Origin of the sequence: Roseateles asaccharophilus (genome assembly GCF_031458115.1) — a bacterium.
Lineage (GTDB): Bacteria > Pseudomonadota > Gammaproteobacteria > Burkholderiales > Burkholderiaceae_C > Pelomonas > Pelomonas asaccharophilus_A.
Window position 1 is genome coordinate 124717 of record NZ_JAVDXV010000009.1, and the last position, 16376, is coordinate 141092.

Annotated in this window: 18 protein-coding genes; 10 read left to right on the forward strand and 8 right to left on the reverse strand. The window is 69.5% G+C overall.

What is annotated here, in order from left to right:
* Window positions 1-43: 43 nt before the first annotated feature.
* From argS to J2X21_RS21535, 8 genes are read left to right on the forward strand one after another with little or no spacing between them, the layout of a single operon-like run.
* Window positions 44-1765 (forward strand): arginine--tRNA ligase, encoded by a 1722-nt coding sequence (gene argS / locus J2X21_RS21500; protein ID WP_310332044.1) that lies wholly within the window; start codon window positions 44-46, stop codon window positions 1763-1765.
* A complete protein-coding gene (locus J2X21_RS21505; RefSeq protein ID WP_310332046.1) occupies window positions 1762-2412 on the forward strand; it encodes an SPOR domain-containing protein in 651 nt (216 codons plus the stop codon). Before argS ends, J2X21_RS21505 begins: the two co-directional genes overlap by 4 nt.
* A gap of 31 nt (window positions 2413-2443) precedes the next feature.
* Entirely contained in the window at window positions 2444-3106 is a 663-nt protein-coding gene (locus J2X21_RS21510) for a thiol:disulfide interchange protein DsbA/DsbL (protein ID WP_310332047.1), read from the forward strand.
* Window positions 3107-3108: 2 nt separating this feature from the next.
* A complete protein-coding gene (locus J2X21_RS21515; protein ID WP_310332049.1) occupies window positions 3109-3762 on the forward strand; it encodes a thiol:disulfide interchange protein DsbA/DsbL in 654 nt (217 codons plus the stop codon).
* 45 nt (window positions 3763-3807) lie between these two features.
* Window positions 3808-4413 (forward strand): lipopolysaccharide transport periplasmic protein LptA, encoded by a 606-nt coding sequence (gene lptA, locus J2X21_RS21520; RefSeq protein ID WP_310332051.1) that lies wholly within the window; start codon window positions 3808-3810, stop codon window positions 4411-4413.
* Window positions 4410-5171: an LPS export ABC transporter ATP-binding protein gene (gene lptB / locus J2X21_RS21525; RefSeq protein WP_310332053.1), complete on the forward strand. Its 762-nt coding sequence runs from the start codon at window positions 4410-4412 to the stop codon at window positions 5169-5171. The genes lptA and lptB overlap by 4 nt, the downstream gene beginning before the upstream one ends.
* A 2-nt stretch (window positions 5172-5173) precedes the next feature.
* The gene (locus J2X21_RS21530) at window positions 5174-6667 is read left to right on the forward strand and encodes an RNA polymerase factor sigma-54 (RefSeq protein ID WP_310332055.1); all 1494 of its coding nucleotides are present in this window, start codon (window positions 5174-5176) and stop codon (window positions 6665-6667) included.
* An 8-nt stretch (window positions 6668-6675) separates the two neighbouring features.
* A complete protein-coding gene (locus J2X21_RS21535) occupies window positions 6676-7146 on the forward strand; it encodes a hypothetical protein (protein ID WP_310332057.1) in 471 nt (156 codons plus the stop codon).
* Here the strand turns inward: J2X21_RS21535 and J2X21_RS21540 are convergent.
* Entirely contained in the window at window positions 7143-7976 is an 834-nt protein-coding gene (locus tag J2X21_RS21540) for an AraC family transcriptional regulator (RefSeq protein WP_310332059.1), read from the reverse strand. The two genes, J2X21_RS21535 and J2X21_RS21540, sit on opposite strands and share 4 nt — an antisense overlap.
* 122 nt (window positions 7977-8098) lie before the next feature.
* Here J2X21_RS21540 and J2X21_RS21545 point away from each other — a divergent pair, with 122 nt between their 5' ends.
* Together J2X21_RS21545 and J2X21_RS21550 are read left to right on the forward strand one after the other, a co-directional pair.
* Window positions 8099-8458 (forward strand): hypothetical protein, encoded by a 360-nt coding sequence (locus J2X21_RS21545; protein WP_310332061.1) that lies wholly within the window; start codon window positions 8099-8101, stop codon window positions 8456-8458.
* Between the two features lie 28 nt (window positions 8459-8486).
* Complete coding sequence (locus J2X21_RS21550; protein ID WP_310332063.1) at window positions 8487-9422, forward strand: alpha/beta fold hydrolase; 936 nt, start codon at window positions 8487-8489, stop codon at window positions 9420-9422.
* A 20-nt stretch (window positions 9423-9442) separates the two neighbouring features.
* Here J2X21_RS21550 and J2X21_RS21555 read toward each other — a convergent pair whose 3' ends face one another.
* From J2X21_RS21555 to J2X21_RS21585, 7 genes are all read right to left on the reverse strand, one after another.
* Window positions 9443-9784 carry a Na+/H+ antiporter subunit G gene (locus tag J2X21_RS21555; RefSeq protein ID WP_310332065.1) on the reverse strand — a complete coding sequence of 114 codons (342 nt, stop codon included), beginning with the start codon at window positions 9782-9784 and terminating at the stop codon, window positions 9443-9445.
* Window positions 9781-10056 (reverse strand): K+/H+ antiporter subunit F, encoded by a 276-nt coding sequence (locus tag J2X21_RS21560; protein WP_310332066.1) that lies wholly within the window; start codon window positions 10054-10056, stop codon window positions 9781-9783. The genes J2X21_RS21555 and J2X21_RS21560 overlap by 4 nt, the downstream gene beginning before the upstream one ends.
* The gene (locus J2X21_RS21565; RefSeq protein ID WP_310332068.1) at window positions 10053-10541 is read right to left on the reverse strand and encodes a Na+/H+ antiporter subunit E; all 489 of its coding nucleotides are present in this window, start codon (window positions 10539-10541) and stop codon (window positions 10053-10055) included. The genes J2X21_RS21560 and J2X21_RS21565 overlap by 4 nt, the downstream gene beginning before the upstream one ends.
* Window positions 10538-12166 carry a monovalent cation/H+ antiporter subunit D gene (locus tag J2X21_RS21570; protein ID WP_404667326.1) on the reverse strand — a complete coding sequence of 543 codons (1629 nt, stop codon included), beginning with the start codon at window positions 12164-12166 and terminating at the stop codon, window positions 10538-10540. The genes J2X21_RS21565 and J2X21_RS21570 overlap by 4 nt, the downstream gene beginning before the upstream one ends.
* Window positions 12166-12510, reverse strand: coding sequence for a Na+/H+ antiporter subunit C (locus J2X21_RS21575; protein WP_310332072.1), 345 nt, complete (start codon window positions 12508-12510; stop codon window positions 12166-12168). Before J2X21_RS21575 ends, J2X21_RS21570 begins: the two co-directional genes overlap by 1 nt.
* Complete coding sequence (locus tag J2X21_RS21580; RefSeq protein WP_310332074.1) at window positions 12510-15410, reverse strand: monovalent cation/H+ antiporter subunit A; 2901 nt, start codon at window positions 15408-15410, stop codon at window positions 12510-12512. Before J2X21_RS21580 ends, J2X21_RS21575 begins: the two co-directional genes overlap by 1 nt.
* A gap of 84 nt (window positions 15411-15494) precedes the next feature.
* Complete coding sequence (locus J2X21_RS21585) at window positions 15495-16364, reverse strand: alpha/beta hydrolase (protein ID WP_310332076.1); 870 nt, start codon at window positions 16362-16364, stop codon at window positions 15495-15497.
* Window positions 16365-16376 lie beyond the last annotated feature (12 nt).

Consider the following 16376-nt stretch of genomic DNA (forward strand, 5'->3'; position numbering starts at 1 on the left):
CAGCGGCCCGTGCGTTGAAGGCGGGCCTCCTAAAATCCCGCCCATGATCCAAGCCAAGCAGGCGCTGCTCGCCGCACTCGCCGACTCTCTGCAAGAAATCGCCCCCGGCTCCAACGCGCCGGCGGCCTTCGAATCCCCCAAGCAGGCCGCCCATGGCGACTTCGCCTGCACGGCCGCCATGCAGCTGGCCAAGCCGTTGAAGGCCAACCCGCGAGAACTGGCCACGCGCCTGATCGCCGCGCTGGAGGCCAAGCCGGCCTTCCAGCAATGGGTGCAGTCGCTGGAGATCGCCGGCCCCGGCTTCATCAACATCCGCCTGAAGCCGGCCGCCAAGCAGGCGGTCGTGGCTGAGGTGCTGGCCGCCGCCGCCCAGTTTGGCCACCGTGCCGCCACTGGCCAGCACGTCATGGTGGAGTTCGTGTCCGCCAATCCCACCGGCCCGCTGCATGTGGGCCATGCCCGCCAGGCGGCCCTGGGCGACGCGTTGTGCTCGCTGTTCAAGACCCAGGGCCACGACGTGACCCGGGAGTTCTATTACAACGACGCCGGCGTGCAGATCGCCACGCTGGCCAACTCCACGCAGATGCGGCTGAAGGGCTTCAAGCCCGGCGACGCCGAATGGCCGGAGGCCGCCTACAACGGCGACTACATCCAGGACATCGCCGACGCCTTCCTGCGCCAGGAGACCGTCAAGGCCGACGACCGCGAATTCAGCGCGTCGGGCGACGTCAACGACCTGGACGGCATCCGCCAGTTCGCCGTGGCCTACCTGCGCCACGAGCAGGACCTGGACCTGCAGGCCTTCGGCCTGAAGTTCGACAGCTACTTCCTGGAGTCCAGCGTCTATGCGGGCGGCCAGCTGGAGAAGACCGTCGAGCGTCTGGTCGCCAGCGGCAAGACCTACGAGGAAGGCGGCGCGCTGTGGCTGCGCACCACCGACTTCGGCGACGACAAAGACCGCGTCATGCGCAAGAAGGAAGGTGGCTACACCTACTTCGTGCCCGACGTGGCCTATCACATCAACAAGTTCGAGCGCGGCTACACGCAGTGCATCAACATCCAGGGCACGGACCACCACGGCACCATCGCCCGCGTGCGCGCCGGCCTGCAGGCCGTCGGCCTCGGCATCCCGCAGGGCTTCCCGGACTACGTGCTGCACAAGATGGTCACGGTGATGAAGGGCGGCGAGGAGGTCAAGATCTCCAAGCGCGCCGGGTCCTACGTGACGCTGCGCGACCTGGTGGACTGGACCAGCCGCGACGCGGTGCGCTTCTTCCTCATCAGCCGCAAGGCCGACACCGAGTTCGTGTTCGACATCGACCTGGCGCTGAAGGCCAATGACGAGAACCCGGTGTTCTATGTGCAGTACGCGCATGCGCGCATCTGTTCCGTCATCCGCAAATGGGCGGCCGACATGGGCGGCGATGTGGCCACCATCGCCGGCGCCGACCTCAGTCTGCTGACCGCACCGACCGAGGAGGCCCTGATGCTCAAGCTCGCCGCCTACCCCGACATGCTGAGCGGTGCGGCCGCCGGCCTCGCGCCGCACGACATCGCCTTCTACGCGCGCGACCTGGCCGGCGCCTACCACTCCTATTACGCTGCCGAGCGCGTGATGGACCAGGCGCCCGAGCTGAGCCGCGCCCGCGTGGCCCTGCTGGCCGCCACCCGCCAGGTGCTGGCCAATGCGCTGGCCGTGCTGGGCGTCAGCGCCCCTGAACAGATGAGCCGCGACGCGGCTCAGGACCAACCGGAGACCGAATGAGTTCTGCATCCAAGCCTGCCGGCCAGAAGAACCAGAAGGGCGGCTTCGTCCTCGGCATGATCGTGGGCCTGCTGCTGGGCCTGGCCATCGCGCTGGCCGTGGCGCTGTACATCACCAAGGTGCCCATCCCGTTCGTGAACAAGGTGCCGCAGCGCACCGCCGAGCAGGACGCCGCGGAGGCCGAGCGCAACCGGAACTGGGACCCGAACGCGCCGCTGGCTGGCAAGGCCGGGCGCAGCGCCAGCGGCGTCGTCGCCGCGCCCGCGCTGACCACGCTGCCTCCGGCCACCAGCGCCAGCGCCGCCGTCGCGGCTGCCAGCGCTGCGGCGACCGGTGCGCTGCCCGCGGCAGCCAAGCCCGCCGCCAAGGCGTCGGCGCCCGCCAGCGCGCCCGTGGCGGCCGGCGCGGACGCCTATGTCTACTTCGTGCAGGCCGGCGCCTACACCCGCCCCGAGGATGCCGAGGCCCAGAAGGCCAAGCTGGCCATCCAGGGCTTCACGGGCAAGGTCATGGAGCGCGAGCAGGCCGGCCGCACCGTCTACCGCGTGCGCCTGGGCCCGGTGGACACGCGCGACGAGGCCGAAGGCCTGCAGCGCAAGGTTGAGGGAGCAGGCTTTGAGGCCAATCTCGTTCGTGTACAACGCTGAAAACAGCATCCATTGAAGGAAGCCTGACGCCATGAAGCGCCGCGATTTTTCTGCCCTGCTCGCCGCCACCCCGCTGGCCGGCGCCGCTCCCGCCGCCCTCGCCCAGGGTGGCCCCGTCGAGGGCCGCCACTACAAGGCCCTGTCCAAGCCGCTGTCCTCGCAGCCCGGCAAGATCGAGGTGGTCGAGTTCTTCTGGTACGGCTGCCCGCACTGCTACGCCTTCGAGGACAGCATCGAGGCCTGGGCCCGGCAGCTGCCGGCCGACGTCGCTTTCCGCAAGGTGCACGTGGCCTTCCGCGCCAACGTCAAGATCCACCAGCGCATGTTCTACACGCTGGAAGCCCTGGGCAAGGAGGCGGTCGCCCGCCCCGCCATCTTCAAGGCCATGCACCAGCAAGGCCTGGCGCTGGACGACGCCAAGAGCCAGGCCAAGTTCCTGAGCAATCTCGGCATCGATCCCGCCAAGTACCAGGACGCCTACAACTCCTTCGGCGTGCAGACCAAGTGCACGCAGGCCGAGAAGCTGTCCGAGGCCTACAACATCGACGGCGTGCCCAGCATCGGCATCGGCGGCCGCTTCCTGACGTCGCCCAGCGTCTCGGCCGGCGGCCAGCCGCTGCCCGAGCACGAGCTGCACAGCCGCGCGCTGCAGGTCAGCAACTTCCTGATCCAGCGCGTGCGCGGCAAGGCCTGATGATGAAACGACGCGATGCGGCCGCCGCGCTGGCCGCCGCCGGGCTGGCGCCCGCCGCCTTCGCGCAAGGCGGCCCGGTCGAAGGGCGCCACTACGTGCGCCTGGGCCAGCCGCTGCCGACGCCGCCGGGCAAGATCGAGGTGGTCGAGTTCTTCTTCTACCGCTGCCCGCACTGCTTCGCGTTCGACCCGCTGCTGGAGTCGTGGGTGCACCAGCTGCCGGCCGATGTCAGCTTCCGCCGCGTACCCGTGGGCCAGCAGGCGCTGCTGAAGCTGCACCAGCGCATGTTCTACGCGCTGGAAGCGATGGGCGCGCTGACGCCGGCCGTGCACACGGGCATCTTCCAGGCGTTCCACCGCCAGGGCGTGGACGCGAACGATGAGGCCGCCGTGACCGCGCTGGTGGGCCGCCTGGGCGTGGACACCGCCAAGTTCAAGCAGGCCTTCTCGTCCTTTGGCGTGCAAGGCAAGGTCGCGCAAGGCCAGAAGCTGGCCGAGCTGGCCGGCGCCGACTCCGTGCCGGCGCTGATGATCGGCGGCCGCTGGCGCACCGCCGTGGGCATGGGCGCCAACCCCGGCCAGAGCGAAGCCGCCCAGGGGCAGTTGACGCTGGCCGTCGCGGATTTCCTGATCAAGTTGTCGCGCGGGAAAGGCTGAGGACGGCGGCAGGCCCATAGAATGGCCTGCAACTTCCGTGCCGCCATGTCCAAGCGACTGCCCCTCCTGATCGCCCTTGCCCTTGCCGCCGGCCCCGCGCTGGCGGAAAAGGGCGACCGCCTCAAGCCCATGGTGTTGACCGCCGAGAAGCAGGGCGAGGTCGACGGCGTGAACCAGCGCACCGAGCTGCAGGGCAACGTCGTCATCACGCAGGGCAGCCTGGTGCTGCGCGCCGAGAAGGTGGACGTGCGCGAGACCCGCGACGGCTACCACCAGGCCTACGCCAACGGCAAGACCGGCCAGCCGGTCAGCTTCCGCCAGGCGCGCGACCTGCCCGGCGAGGCCATCGACGGCGTGGCCGACCAGCTCGAATACGACACCAAGTCCGAGACCGTGCGCTTCCTGGGCAACGCGCGCGTGCGGCTGACGCGGGGCTCGGCCGTGGTGGACGAGGTGACCGGCGCCGTCATCACCTATGACAGTCGCGCCGAGAAGTTCACGGTGGAGGGCGGCAGCGCCTCCTCCAACCCCGGCGGGCGCGTGCGCATGATCCGCATGCCGCCGCCCCAGCCCGAGGCCGCGCCCGCGGCGTCTTCGCCGCTGCCGCTGCAGCCGTCCACGACCCTCACCGCTCCGCCCAAGACCCCATGACGGATCAGCCCTCCTGCGGCAGCCGGCTCGAAGCGGAGAGCCTGGCCAAGAGTTATGGCGTGCGCAAGGTCGTCAAGGACGTCCATGTGCGCGTGGACTGCGGCGAGGTGGTGGGCCTGCTGGGCCCCAACGGCGCCGGCAAGACGACCAGCTTCTACATGATCGTGGGCCTGGTGCGCTCGGATGCCGGCGTCATCCGCATCGACGGCGCCGAGGTGCAGCGCCTGCCCATCCACGCCCGCGCGCGGCTGGGCCTGTCCTACCTGCCGCAGGAAGCCTCCATCTTCCGCAAGCTGACGGTGGAGCAGAACATCCGCGCGGTGCTGGAGTTGCAGCAGGACGAGCGCGGCAAGAGCCTGTCCCGCGCGCGCATCGACGAGCTGCTGAACGGCCTGTTGCACGACCTGTCCATCGACGGCCTGCGCGACAGCCCGGCGCCGGCGCTGTCCGGCGGCGAACGCCGCCGCGTGGAGATCGCCCGGGCGCTGGCCACGCAGCCGCGCTTCATCCTGCTGGACGAACCCTTTGCCGGCGTGGACCCGATCGCGGTGCTGGAGATCCAGCGCATCATCGGCTTCCTGAAAGCGCGCGGCATCGGCGTGCTGATCACGGACCACAACGTGCGCGAGACGCTGGGCATCTGCGACCGCGCCTACATCATCAGCGAGGGGGCCGTGCTGGCCGAAGGCACGCCCGACGAGATCGTGGCCAATGCCGACGTGCGCAAGGTCTACCTCGGCGAAAACTTCCGGATGTAGCGGTGAAACAGACGCTTCAGGTCCGCCTCAGTCAGCATCTCGCGCTGACGCCCCAGCTGCAGCAATCCATCCGGCTGCTGCAGTTGTCGACGCTGGAGCTGCATCAGGAAGTCGAGCAGATGCTGGCCAGCAACCCGTTGCTGGAGACCGAAGAGGAATTCAGCGTCAGCACGCCCGAGCTGGCCGCGAACGCGCCGGCCGAGACGGCGGCTGACAGCGGTGGCGAAGTGGGCGAAGGCGGCGAAGCCCCCGAGCTGAGCGCCGAGGATTTCGGCGGCACCGAGCGCGAGGACTGGGAGAACGGCACCGAGGGCGACGACTTCGACGGCATCCGCGAGCTGCCCAGCAGCAGCCCCGGCAGTGGCAGCGACGACGACGGCGAACGCGAGAGCCAGGAGTCGGCCGAACTGACGCTGGCCCAGCATCTGGGGCAGCAGCTGGCCGGCCACCACCTGTCGGCCGAGGACCGTGCCGTGATGCACGTGCTGATCGAGTCGCTGAACGAGGACGGCTACCTCGAGGACCCGCTGGAGGAGATCGCCGCGGCCTTCACCGACGACGCCGAGGAACTCGAGGAGCTGCTGGACCGGCTGCGCATCGCGCTGAAGCTGCTGCAGAGCCTGGAGCCCGCCGGCATCGCCGCGCGCGACCTGTCCGAATGTCTGGTGCTGCAGCTGCGCACGCTGGCCAAGAGCCCCGAGCAGGTCATCGCCATCCTGATCTGCAAGAGTCATCTGGAGCTGCTGGCGCGGCGCGACATGCGCCGCCTGATGGCCGAGACCGGCGCCGACGAGACCTTGCTGCGCGAAGCGCAGCTGCTGATCACGAAGCTGGAACCCAAGCCCGGCCGCCGCTTCGCGCAAGGCGCCGCCGCGGCCATCGTGCCCGACGTCATCGTGCGCAAGAGCGGCCGCGAATTCCGCGTGATGCTGAACCCCGAGGTGGCGCCCAAGCTGCGCATCAACGAGCTGTACGCGAATGCGCTGCGCGCCACGCGTGGCGGCATCAGCAACTCGCCACTGGGCGGGCAACTGCAGGAGGCGCGCTGGTTCATCAAGAACATCCAGCAGCGTTTCGACACCATCCTGCGCGTCAGCCAGGCCATCGTCGAGCGCCAGCGGGGCTTCTTCACGCACGGCGAGCTGGCGATGAAGCCGCTGGTGCTGCGCGAGATCGCCGACGAGCTGGGGCTGCACGAATCCACCATCTCGCGTGTGACGACGGCCAAGTACATGGCGACGAGCTGGGGCACCTTCGAGCTGAAGTACTTCTTCGGTTCGGGCCTGAGCACGGAAGCCGGCGGCGAGGCATCCAGCACGGCGGTGCGCGCGCTCATCAAGCAGTTCGTCGCCGCCGAGGACACCAAGAAGCCGCTGTCCGACAGCGCGCTGGCCGCCATGCTGGAGGAGCAAGGCATCCAGTGCGCGCGCCGCACGGTGGCCAAGTACCGCGAAGCGATGAAGATCGCGCCGGCGAATCTGCGCAAGGCGCTGTAGGAATCCAGATGAGCAAGAAGTTGCTGGCGATAGGACTGGTTCTGGCCTGCGGTGGCGCCACGGCGCAAGACCTGGTCGGCGATGTGAAGGCCTGCCGGCTGAAGGCCGACACGGCAGCGCGGCTGGCCTGTTACGACGCGATGAAGCTGCCCGGCGGCGAGCCTGCCGCTGCGGCCAAGCCCGTCGCGCCGGCCTCCGACGCGGTCGCGAAGTTCGGCCAGGAAGCCCTCAAGCCGCCGGCCGGCGCACCACCCGCGCTGAAGCAGGTGGAAAGCCGCATCCGCGGCAAGTTCCTGGGCTGGGGGCCCAACAAGCGCATCGAGCTGGAGAACGGCCAGGTCTGGCGCATCGCCGACGACAGCGAGGCGCTGTACGAGCTTCAAGACCCCAAGGTCGTGGTGCACCGCGGCCTGTTCGGTTCCTACTTCCTGGAGATCGAAGGCGTGCCCTTCCAGGTACGGGTGGTCCGCGCCCGCTAAGGCAACAACTCCGCCTTGCGCCACTCCCGTGGCGACTGCCCCGTGTGCGCGCGGAACGCGCGTGACAGCGCGGCCTCGCCGCCGTAGCCCACGTCCATCGCGATGTGCTTGAGGGCCCGCCCCTCGCGCAGCCCCTTCTGCGCCAAGCCGATGCGCCAGCGCTGCAGGTAGACACCCGGCGTGCAGCCGACCACGTCGCGGAACGCGTTGGCGAACACCGTGCGCGACATGCCGGCGGCCGCCGCCAGTTCTTCCAGCGGCCAGTCGCGCTGCGGCGCGTCGTGCAAGGCCACCAGCGCGCCGCGCAGCTTGGGGTGGGACAGGCCGGCCAGCATGCCCGACGCCACCTGCCCCTGCGACATCAGCTCGCGCAGCACCCAGATCAGCAGCACCTCGAACAGCCGGTCCAGCATCAGCTGGCGGCCGCAATAGCTGGACTGCGCCTCGGCGAACAACTGGCCCAGCACCGGCGCACAGCCGGGCACGGACGCCAGCGGCAGGCAGACCCAGGGCGGCAGCGCCGCCGCGATGGGGTGGCTGGCGCCGCCTTCGAAGGCCATGTGCGCGCACAGGAACTGCGCGCCGCAGCTCGGGTCCGTCACGAAGCGATGCGCCAGCGGGCGCGGGTAGAGCAGCAGGCTGGGCTCGGTGATGCGCAGCGGCTCGGGTGTGCCGGCGTTGTGCACCTCCACGCCGCCCTCGCGGATCAGGTGCAGCTGGCCGCGCCCCGCCTGGGGCTCCAGGCTGTTGACGCCGCACAGCAGCCCGGTCTGGAAGGTCTCGGCCCGCACGGCGAAGTGCGTGAACAGCGCGGCAAGTCGGTCGGCCATGGGAAGTACCAGATGCAAAGTTAAACGTACTTTATGGCATCTCAGGTACGGGCATCGCCGGCACAGTTCATACCGTCGCAAGACAGAACCCACCACCCACCGACACCGCGAAGGAGCTCACCATGATCCGCCAACCCGCCCTCAACCGTGCCCTGCTGCAACTGATGACCGGCGCCGCCGTGTTCGTCGCCGCGTCGGCCCAGGCGCAGTCCTATGTGACCGACCTGGAAACGAACCAGAGCGTCAGCGTGCAGTCCACCGTGTCGCGCGCCGAGGTGCTGGCCGACCTGAAGGTCTACCAGGAGTCCGGCCTGGCCGCCGCCGAGCGCACGGCCGAAGAGACCGGCCAGTGGAACAGCATGGCCCTGCAGGCCGCCCGCGAGCGCTATGCCGCGCTGCGCCATGGCACGCGCTACGCCGCACTGGTGACCGAGTACGCCGCGCGCCGTGGCGAGACCGTCCGCCCCGCCACCAAGGCCTGATCGCCACCACTTCCAAGGAAAGCCTGCCATGAACGCCTTCTCCCGCCTCGCCCTCGCCGCCACCATCGCCGTCGGTGGCTTTGCCGCCCAGACCCAGGCCACGGCCGCACCGACCGCCGCCGCCGCGGTCGCCAGCCAGTACGTGGCCGCCGCCGACGGCACGCCGCTCTACGTGAAGGACTGGGGCCCCAGGAACGGCCCGGTCGTCGTCTTCAGCCACGGCTGGCCGCTGAACGCCGACAGCTGGGAGTCGCAGATGCAGTTCCTGGCCGAGCGCGGCTACCGTGTCGTCGCCCATGACCGTCGCGGCCACGGCCGCTCGGGCCAGCCCTGGGCCGGCAACACCATGGACCAGTACGCCGACGACCTCGGCACCGTGCTGACCACGCTGGACATCAAGCGCGCGACGCTGGTGGGCTTCTCCACCGGCGGCGGCGAAGTGGCCCGCTACATCGGCCGCCACGGCACGGCGCGCGTCGCCAAGGTCGTGCTGGTGGGCGCCGTGACGCCCATGCTGGGCGCCAGCCCCACCCACCCCGACGGCGTGCCCGAGGCTGTGTTCGACAGCCTGCGCAAAGCGTCGCTGGACAACCGCGCCCAACTCTACAAGGACATCGCCGGCGGCCCGTTCTTCGGCTTCAACCGCCCAGGCGCCAAGGTCTCGTCAGGCCAGGCCGACAGCTTCTACGTGCAGGGCATGCAGGCCGGCAGCAAAGCCACCTACGACAGCATCGAGGCCTTCTTCCACTCCGACTTCCGCGAAGACCTGAAGAAGGTCAACGTGCCGACGCTGGTCATCCACGGCGCCGACGACCAGATCGTGCCCATCGCGACGACGGGCCGCGCGACGGCCAAGCTGGTCAAGGGCGCGCGACTCATCGAGTACGCCGATGGCCCGCACGGCATCACCGACACGCACAAGGACCGTCTGAACCAGGACCTGCTGGACTTCGTCAGCAAGTAAATGGGATCGAGGTCGCGGCGCTAGCGCTGCGACCTCAGCGGCGGCGGAAGTGCATCGCCGGCCTGACGGCGGCGGAACAGCGCGGCTCGGGCGAGCACGATGGTGGTGACCGGCGCGGTGATCGACAGCACGATGATGATGAGCCACACGTGCAGCGCCAGCCCGCCGCCACGGGTGCTGAAGTGCACGATGGACGCGAGCGTGACGATCCAGGCGGCCAGCGTGGAGGCGAGCGCCGGCGCATGCATGCGCAGGAAGAAGTCCTTCAGGCGAAGCAGCCCCAGCGCAGCCACGAGCACCACCACGCCGCTGCCCAGCAGCAGCACGGACACGATGATCTCGCCCAGTGGCGGCATGTTCATACGACCTCGCCGCGCAGCAGGAACTTGGCCAGCGCCATCGAGCTGACAAAGCCGAACAGCACCATCAGCAGTGCCCCCTCGAAATACATCTCGCTGTCGTAGCGCACGGCCAGCACCAGCATCACGAGCATGCCGACGACGTAGATGAAGTCCAGCGCCAGCACACGGTCCTGCGCGGCGGGTCCACGGAAGACCCGCAGCGTGCCCACGACGATCGCAATGGCATACAGCCCCAGGGTGACAGTGATCGCGAGCGACAGCAGCGAGCTCATTCGAAGATCTCCTTCAGCGGACGTTCGTAGTCGGCCTTGAAATGCGCGATATACGCAGCCTCGTCATCCAGATCGAAGACATGGATCATCAGCGCACTGCGATCAGCCGCCAGTTCGCTCCAGACGCTGCCCGGAATGACGGCGGTGATCATGGCCAGCGCGGCCAGCGCGTGCGCATCGCGCAGTTCCAGCGGCACGACGACGAAACTGCCCCGGGGCGGCCGGGAGCGCGCTCGCGCCACGCCAGCGGCGACCTGCAGGCCGGATCGCACGACGTCGCGCCCCACGCACAAGATGAGCCGCAGCAGCACCAGCGGGCGCTTCATGGGTCGCGGCCGTGGGCGCAGCGGCGCCAGCAGCAACGGGATCGCGATGGCGGCGATCAGACCCAGCACCGCCTGCCCGAGGCTGAAGGTGCGCGTCAGCAGCAGCCACCCGGCGAACAGTGCAAGCGACAACCAGGGTGCAGGCAGCAGCCGGTTCATTGCCCGCTTCCTTCCGGCCCGGAGCGCGGCTGCGCGCTCATCACCGCGTTGATGTAGAGCTCCGGCGAATGCAGCGCCTCACCCGACGCCCGCATGTAGTCCAGCACCGGCCCGGCATGCACCGCCATGGCGACCGAACCCGCCAGCAGGCCGGCGATGGGCGCCGTCTCGATGACGCGCAGCCGCGGCGACGGGCGATCGGCGGCCCAGAAGTGCCGCATGCCCACGCGCATCAGCGACACCGCGGCGAACAGCCCGGAGATGATCAGCAGCGCGAACAGCGCCCATGCCGCCGCCGTGCGAAGGTCCAGCAGCGCTGTCAGCATGGCGAGCTTGGCGACGAAGCCCGACAGCGGCGGCAGCCCTGCCGTGACCAGTGCGCAGACGGTGAACGTGACACCCAGGAAGGCCAGCGCCGCCGGGATGGCGCGGCCCACGAGCACCTGCTGGTCGTCGTCGAGGTTGGCATGCACGGGCGTTTCGGCATCCAGGAAGCTGGGCAGCGCACCATTGCCGTCATCGATCTCGGCCGGGCCCACTTCCACCTGGCGTGCACGCTCCAGCAACTCCACCAGCAGAAACAGCGCGCACCCGGCCAATGTGGAGCTGCCCAGATAGAACAGTGCCCCCCCACTGAGGGTCGGCGCATCGAAGCCGATGGTGGCCACCAGCGTGCCGGACGAGGCAATGACGCTGAACGCCGCCAGCCGCGCCAGTTGCTGCGAAGCCAGCATTCCCACCGCGCCGAATGCCAGCGTGAGGATGCCCCCCCAGATCAGCACCTCGCCGCCGAAGCCGGCCGAGGCGCCGGCGCCCGCGGGAAAGCACAAGGTCCACAGCCGCAGCACCGCGTAGACACCCACCTTGGTCAGGATGGCGAACAGCGCGGCCACCGGCGCGCTGGCCGCGGCATACGCCGGTGGCAACCAGGCGTTCAGCGGCCATACCGCGGCCTTGGCCAGGAAGGCGATGGCCAGGATGGCCGCCCCCGCATGGAGCAGGCCGCGGTCGCTTTCCGGCACGAGCGGCAGCTTCTGCGCGATGTCGGCCATGTTCAGCGTGCCGGTCACGCCGTACAACACCGCCACGCCGACCAGGAACAGCAGCGACGCCACGAGGTTGATCGCGATGTAGTGCAGCCCGGCGCGCACGCGCGGCGCGCCGCCGCCGTGCAGCAGCAGGCCGTAGCTGGCGGCCAGCAGCACCTCGAAGAACACGAACAGGTTGAACAGGTCGGCCGTCAGGAACGCGCCGTACAGGCCCATCAACTGCAGCTGGAACAGCGCGTGGAAGTACACGCCCGCCTGCTGCCAACGCGCCAGCGCGTACAGCGCCGAGGCCAGCCCCACGGCGCCGGTCAGCACCACCATCAGCGCGGAGAGCCGGTCGGCCACCAGCACGATGCCGAACGGCACCGACCAGTTGCCCGGCAGGTAGATGCCGAAGGCCCCCGGCCCGCGCTCGGCGACGCCCTGCAGCAGCAGCACGGCCACGACCAGTCCGAGTGCCGCAGACACCACGTTCATCGCGGCCTTGAAGCCCTTGCGTCTGTCGCCCAGCAGCATCAGTGCCGCCGTGCCCAGCGGCAGCAGCACGGGCAGCACCAGCAGGTGCTCGAACGCGATCAAGGCTTCTCCTCCTGGCCGTCCACATGGTCGCCACCCGACAGGCCGCGCAGCGCCAGCAGCACGACGAGGAACAGCGCGGTGGTGGCGAAGCCGATGACGATGGCCGTCAGCACCAGCGATTGCGGCAGCGGGTCGCTGTAGTTGACGAGGTCGGGCGCCAGGCCCGGGCGTACGATGGGCTCGCGGCCGATGGCCAGGCTGCCCACGCTGAAGATGAAGAAGTTGATCGCGTACGACAGCAGCGACAGGCCGATCAGCACCTGGAAGGTCCGCGGCCGCAGCACCAGCCACACGCCGGCGCCGGCGAGCACGCCGATGGCGATGGAAACCACGAACTCCATCAGTGCGCTCCCGCTTCTTCGGTGGGGGCTGCCAGCGGCTGCCGGCGCCGGGCGCGCAGGGACTGGTGCGCAATGGCGGTCAACAGCAGCAGCGTGGAGCCCACCACGACCGCGAAGACACCCAGGTCGAACAACGCCGCCGTGGGCAGATGCACCTCACCCACCAGCGGCCAGGTCACATGCGCGGTGTGGGTGGTGAGGAACGGATAGCCCAGCACCAGTGCGCCGGTACCCGTCGCCAGCGCCACCAGCAGGCCCACGGCGATCCAGCGCGTGGGCTTCAGCTCCATGCGCGCTTCCACCCAGCGGGTGCCGCTGACCATGTATTGCGCAATGAACGCGATGGCCAGCACCAGGCCGGCGACAAAGCCGCCGCCCGGCTCGTTGTGGCCGCGCATGAAGAGGTGGAAGGCGAACAGCCCGGCCACCGGCAGCAGCAGCCGCACCAGCACGGCGGGCACCTCCAGGTAGGGCGGCAGGTAGTCGTCGCCGTCGGCATCGGGGTCGGTCAGGTCGGCGCCAGCGGCGACCTGCTGCTGAGCGGTTTGGTCCACCGTCTCGCGCGCCGGGCGAAAGCGCCGCAGCAGCGCGTAGACGGTCAGCCCGACGATGCTCAGCACGGTGATCTCGCCCAGCGTGTCGAACGCGCGGAAGTCCACCAGCATGACGTTGACGACGTTGGTGCCACCGCCTTCGGGCAACGCGCGGTCGATGAAGAACGGTGAGATCGACAGCGGCGCGTGCCGCGTCAGCAGCGCATACGACAGCGCCGCCAGACCCGCGCCGATGCCCACCGCCAGCAGCAGGTCGCGGCGACGGCGCCAGCGGTGACGCACCAGGATCTGCGCATCGTCCTGCTCCTTGCGCTGCGGCATCCAGCGCAGGCCCAGCAGGAACAGCACCAGCGTCACAACCTCCACGGACAGCTGCGTCAGCGCCAGGTCGGGCGCCGAGAACCACGCGAAGGTGATGCACAGCGCCAGGCCGACGACGCCCAGCATCGTCAGCGCGGCGAGGCGGTGGAACTTGGCCTGGTAGGCGGCGCCCAACGCGCAGGCGCCGGCCACGCCCCACAGCAGCACGAACTCCGGCGTGGCCGGCACGCGCGCACGGTCGCCCCAGCTCAGCGGCACGATCAGCGACGAGGCGACGCCCGCGAGCGTCGCGATCAACAGCATGGTGAACAGCTGCGGCTGCAGCCGGCGCGTGCTGAGCCGCCGCGTGAGCCGGCGCGCGCCGTCGGACAACCACGCCATCACGCGCTCGAACTGGCGCTTGCCGTCCAGCCCGCGCAGCAGCGGCGTGCCGCGCAGCTGCTTGAAGCGCGCGGCGAAGCGCAGGTAGATCAGCAGCCCGCCGGCCATCGCCACCCCGCTCATCATCAGCGGCGTGTTGAAGCCATGCCACAGCGCGAGGCTGTAGTCGGGCAGCGAGCCGCCCACCACCGGACGCGCGGCCGCCGCCAGCAACGGCCCGACCGACCAGCCCGGCAGCGTGCCGACGACGACGCAGGCCAGCACCAGCAACTCCACCGGCACGCGCATCCAGTGCGTGGGCTCGTGCGGCTGGCGCGGGCAATCGACCGGCGGATTGCCGAAGAACACGTCGTGGCCGAAACGCAGCGAGTAGACGACCGCGAAGATGCCGGCCAGCGTGGCCGCGGCCGGCAGGCCGTACTCGATGGCCGGGTGCGAGCTGACGAACACCGTCTCGGCGAAGAACATCTCCTTGGACAGGAAGCCGTTCAGCAGCGGCACGCCGGCCATGGCCGCACAGGCCACGATGGCCAGCGTGCCGGTGATGGGCATGAAGCGGAACAGCCCGTCCAGCCGGCGCATGTCGCGCGTGCCGGTCTCGTGGTCGATGATGCCCACCGACATGAACAGCGAGGCCTTGAAGGTCGCGTGGTTCATCATGTGGAAGACCGCCGCGACGGCCGCCACCGGGCTGTTCAGGCCCAGCAGCAGCGTGATGAGGCCCAGGTGGCTGATCGTCGAGTACGCCAGCAACCCCTTCAGGTCGTTCTGGAACATGGCCACGTAGCTGCCCAGCAGCAGCGTCGCCAGGCCCGCGCCGCCGACGATCCAGAACCAGGCGTCCGTGCCCGACAGCACCGGCCACAGCCGCGCCAGCAGGAACACGCCGGCCTTCACCATCGTGGCCGAGTGCAGGTAGGCCGACACCGGCGTCGGCGCGGCCATCGCGTGCGGCAGCCAGAAGTGGAAGGGGAACTGCGCGCTTTTGGTCAGTGCGCCGAGGAGCACCAGGCCCAATGCCAGCGGATACAGCGCATGGGCACGAACCACATCACCCGCGGCCAGCACGACATCCAGCTCCAGGCTGCCAACGATGTGGCCCAGCACCAGCACGCCGGCCAGCAGCGCGAGGCCGCCGGTGGCCGTGACCGTGAAGGCCATGCGGGCGCCGCGACGCGCGTCCTTGCGGTGCGTCCAGTAGCCGATCAGCAGGAAGGAGAAGACGCTGGTCAGCTCCCAGAACACGACCAGCTGCACCAGGTTGCCCGACACCACCACGCCCAGCATGGCGCCCATGAAGCCCAGCAGCAGCGAGTAGAAGCGCGCGGCCGGGTCACTCGCGGACAGGTAGTAGCGCGCGTAGACGATGACCAGCAGCCCCATGCCGGAGACCAGCATCGCGAACATCCATGCGAAGCCATCCAGCCGCACGACGATGTCCATTCCAAGGGCCGGCAACCAGGCCAGGCGCTCGGACACGACCGCGCCGCCACTGACGTCGGGGTAGAGCAGCGCCAGCGGGATGAGCAGCGCCAGCGCGATCAGCGCAGCCCACAGCGACTCGACATTGCGAGCATTGGTGGGCAACAGCGCGGCTACCGCGCTGCCCAGGAACGGCAGTGCGAGAAGTATCAGCAGGGACATTGCGGGGCAGTCTACTTTCCCGATGCGACGACCCCGCGAACCGCGATCAGCCGGACCGCGCCAAGCGACTGGCCTGAGCGCGGATCAGTCCCTGGACGGCCCTTTCTCCGGCGCCAGCGGCTCGAATACGTAGCGCATGCCGCGCGTGTAGCTCTCGGCCTTGGTGCCGGCGTGGCGCTCGCCGTCGATGGTGCGGTTCTGCCAGACCAGCTCGGGATGCTTCAACTCCGGCAGCAGCGCCTGATAGCGCTTGATACCGGCCAGGAAGCCCGGCCACTCGTGCTCGGCGCCGGTCACATACAGCCGCGCCTTGATGGGCTTGCCGCTGGCCGCGTAGGCCTTGGCGCGGCCGATGATCCAGTCGTTGCCGACCACCACGGCCGGGCTGGCCGCGATATAGCCCTGGAACAGCGTGGGCCGTGCGTACATCGCATGCAGCACGAACAGCCCGCCCAGCGAGCTGCCGGCCACGAAGCGCTGCGCCGGGTCGGCGCGGTAGTCGCGCTCCACCAGCGGGAAGATCTGCTTCTCCAGCGCGTCCAGGAACTTGTCGGCATTGCCGGTGTTGGCCGCGAGCGGGTTCATGCGCACCGGCGACAGCTCCCACGCACGCAGCTGGCCGTAGTCCAGGTTGTCGCCCGCGTAGCCCAGGCCCACGATGATGAACTCGGGCACCACCTTGTCGTAGTTCAGGTTGTTGTACGACGCGACGACGGTGGCGAAATCCCAGTAGCCGTCGGTCACGTACAGCACCGGGTAGCGGCGCTTGGGCTCGCTGGCGAACGACGCCGGCAGCTGCACATGCAGCTGGTAGCTACGGCCATCGGCGTTCTTGGGCAGCGCGCGCAGCTGCGAACCGGGAATGGTGTGCGCCGGGTAGGTAGGAGCCGGGTCGGCGGCCTGAGCCTGGACGGCGCCGAACAGGAAGGCCAGGGTCAGGACGATTCGCTTCATGGCTTGCGTTGA

Coding starts and splice junctions, on each gene's coding strand:
- argS (WP_310332044.1), top strand. CDS start 44: ATGATCCAAGCCAAGCAGGCGCTGCTCGCCGCACTCGCCGACTCTCTG.
- J2X21_RS21505 (WP_310332046.1), top strand. CDS start 1,762: ATGAGTTCTGCATCCAAGCCTGCCGGCCAGAAGAACCAGAAGGGCGGC.
- J2X21_RS21510 (WP_310332047.1), top strand. CDS start 2,444: ATGAAGCGCCGCGATTTTTCTGCCCTGCTCGCCGCCACCCCGCTGGCC.
- J2X21_RS21515 (WP_310332049.1), top strand. CDS start 3,109: ATGAAACGACGCGATGCGGCCGCCGCGCTGGCCGCCGCCGGGCTGGCG.
- lptA (WP_310332051.1), top strand. CDS start 3,808: ATGTCCAAGCGACTGCCCCTCCTGATCGCCCTTGCCCTTGCCGCCGGC.
- lptB (WP_310332053.1), top strand. CDS start 4,410: ATGACGGATCAGCCCTCCTGCGGCAGCCGGCTCGAAGCGGAGAGCCTG.
- J2X21_RS21535 (WP_310332057.1), top strand. CDS start 6,676: ATGAGCAAGAAGTTGCTGGCGATAGGACTGGTTCTGGCCTGCGGTGGC.
- J2X21_RS21540 (WP_310332059.1), bottom strand. CDS start 7,976: ATGGCCGACCGACTTGCCGCGCTGTTCACGCACTTCGCCGTGCGGGCC.
- J2X21_RS21545 (WP_310332061.1), top strand. CDS start 8,099: ATGATCCGCCAACCCGCCCTCAACCGTGCCCTGCTGCAACTGATGACC.
- J2X21_RS21550 (WP_310332063.1), top strand. CDS start 8,487: ATGAACGCCTTCTCCCGCCTCGCCCTCGCCGCCACCATCGCCGTCGGT.
- J2X21_RS21555 (WP_310332065.1), bottom strand. CDS start 9,784: ATGAACATGCCGCCACTGGGCGAGATCATCGTGTCCGTGCTGCTGCTG.
- J2X21_RS21560 (WP_310332066.1), bottom strand. CDS start 10,056: ATGAGCTCGCTGCTGTCGCTCGCGATCACTGTCACCCTGGGGCTGTAT.
- J2X21_RS21565 (WP_310332068.1), bottom strand. CDS start 10,541: ATGAACCGGCTGCTGCCTGCACCCTGGTTGTCGCTTGCACTGTTCGCC.
- J2X21_RS21575 (WP_310332072.1), bottom strand. CDS start 12,510: ATGGAGTTCGTGGTTTCCATCGCCATCGGCGTGCTCGCCGGCGCCGGC.
- J2X21_RS21580 (WP_310332074.1), bottom strand. CDS start 15,410: ATGTCCCTGCTGATACTTCTCGCACTGCCGTTCCTGGGCAGCGCGGTA.
- J2X21_RS21585 (WP_310332076.1), bottom strand. CDS start 16,364: ATGAAGCGAATCGTCCTGACCCTGGCCTTCCTGTTCGGCGCCGTCCAG.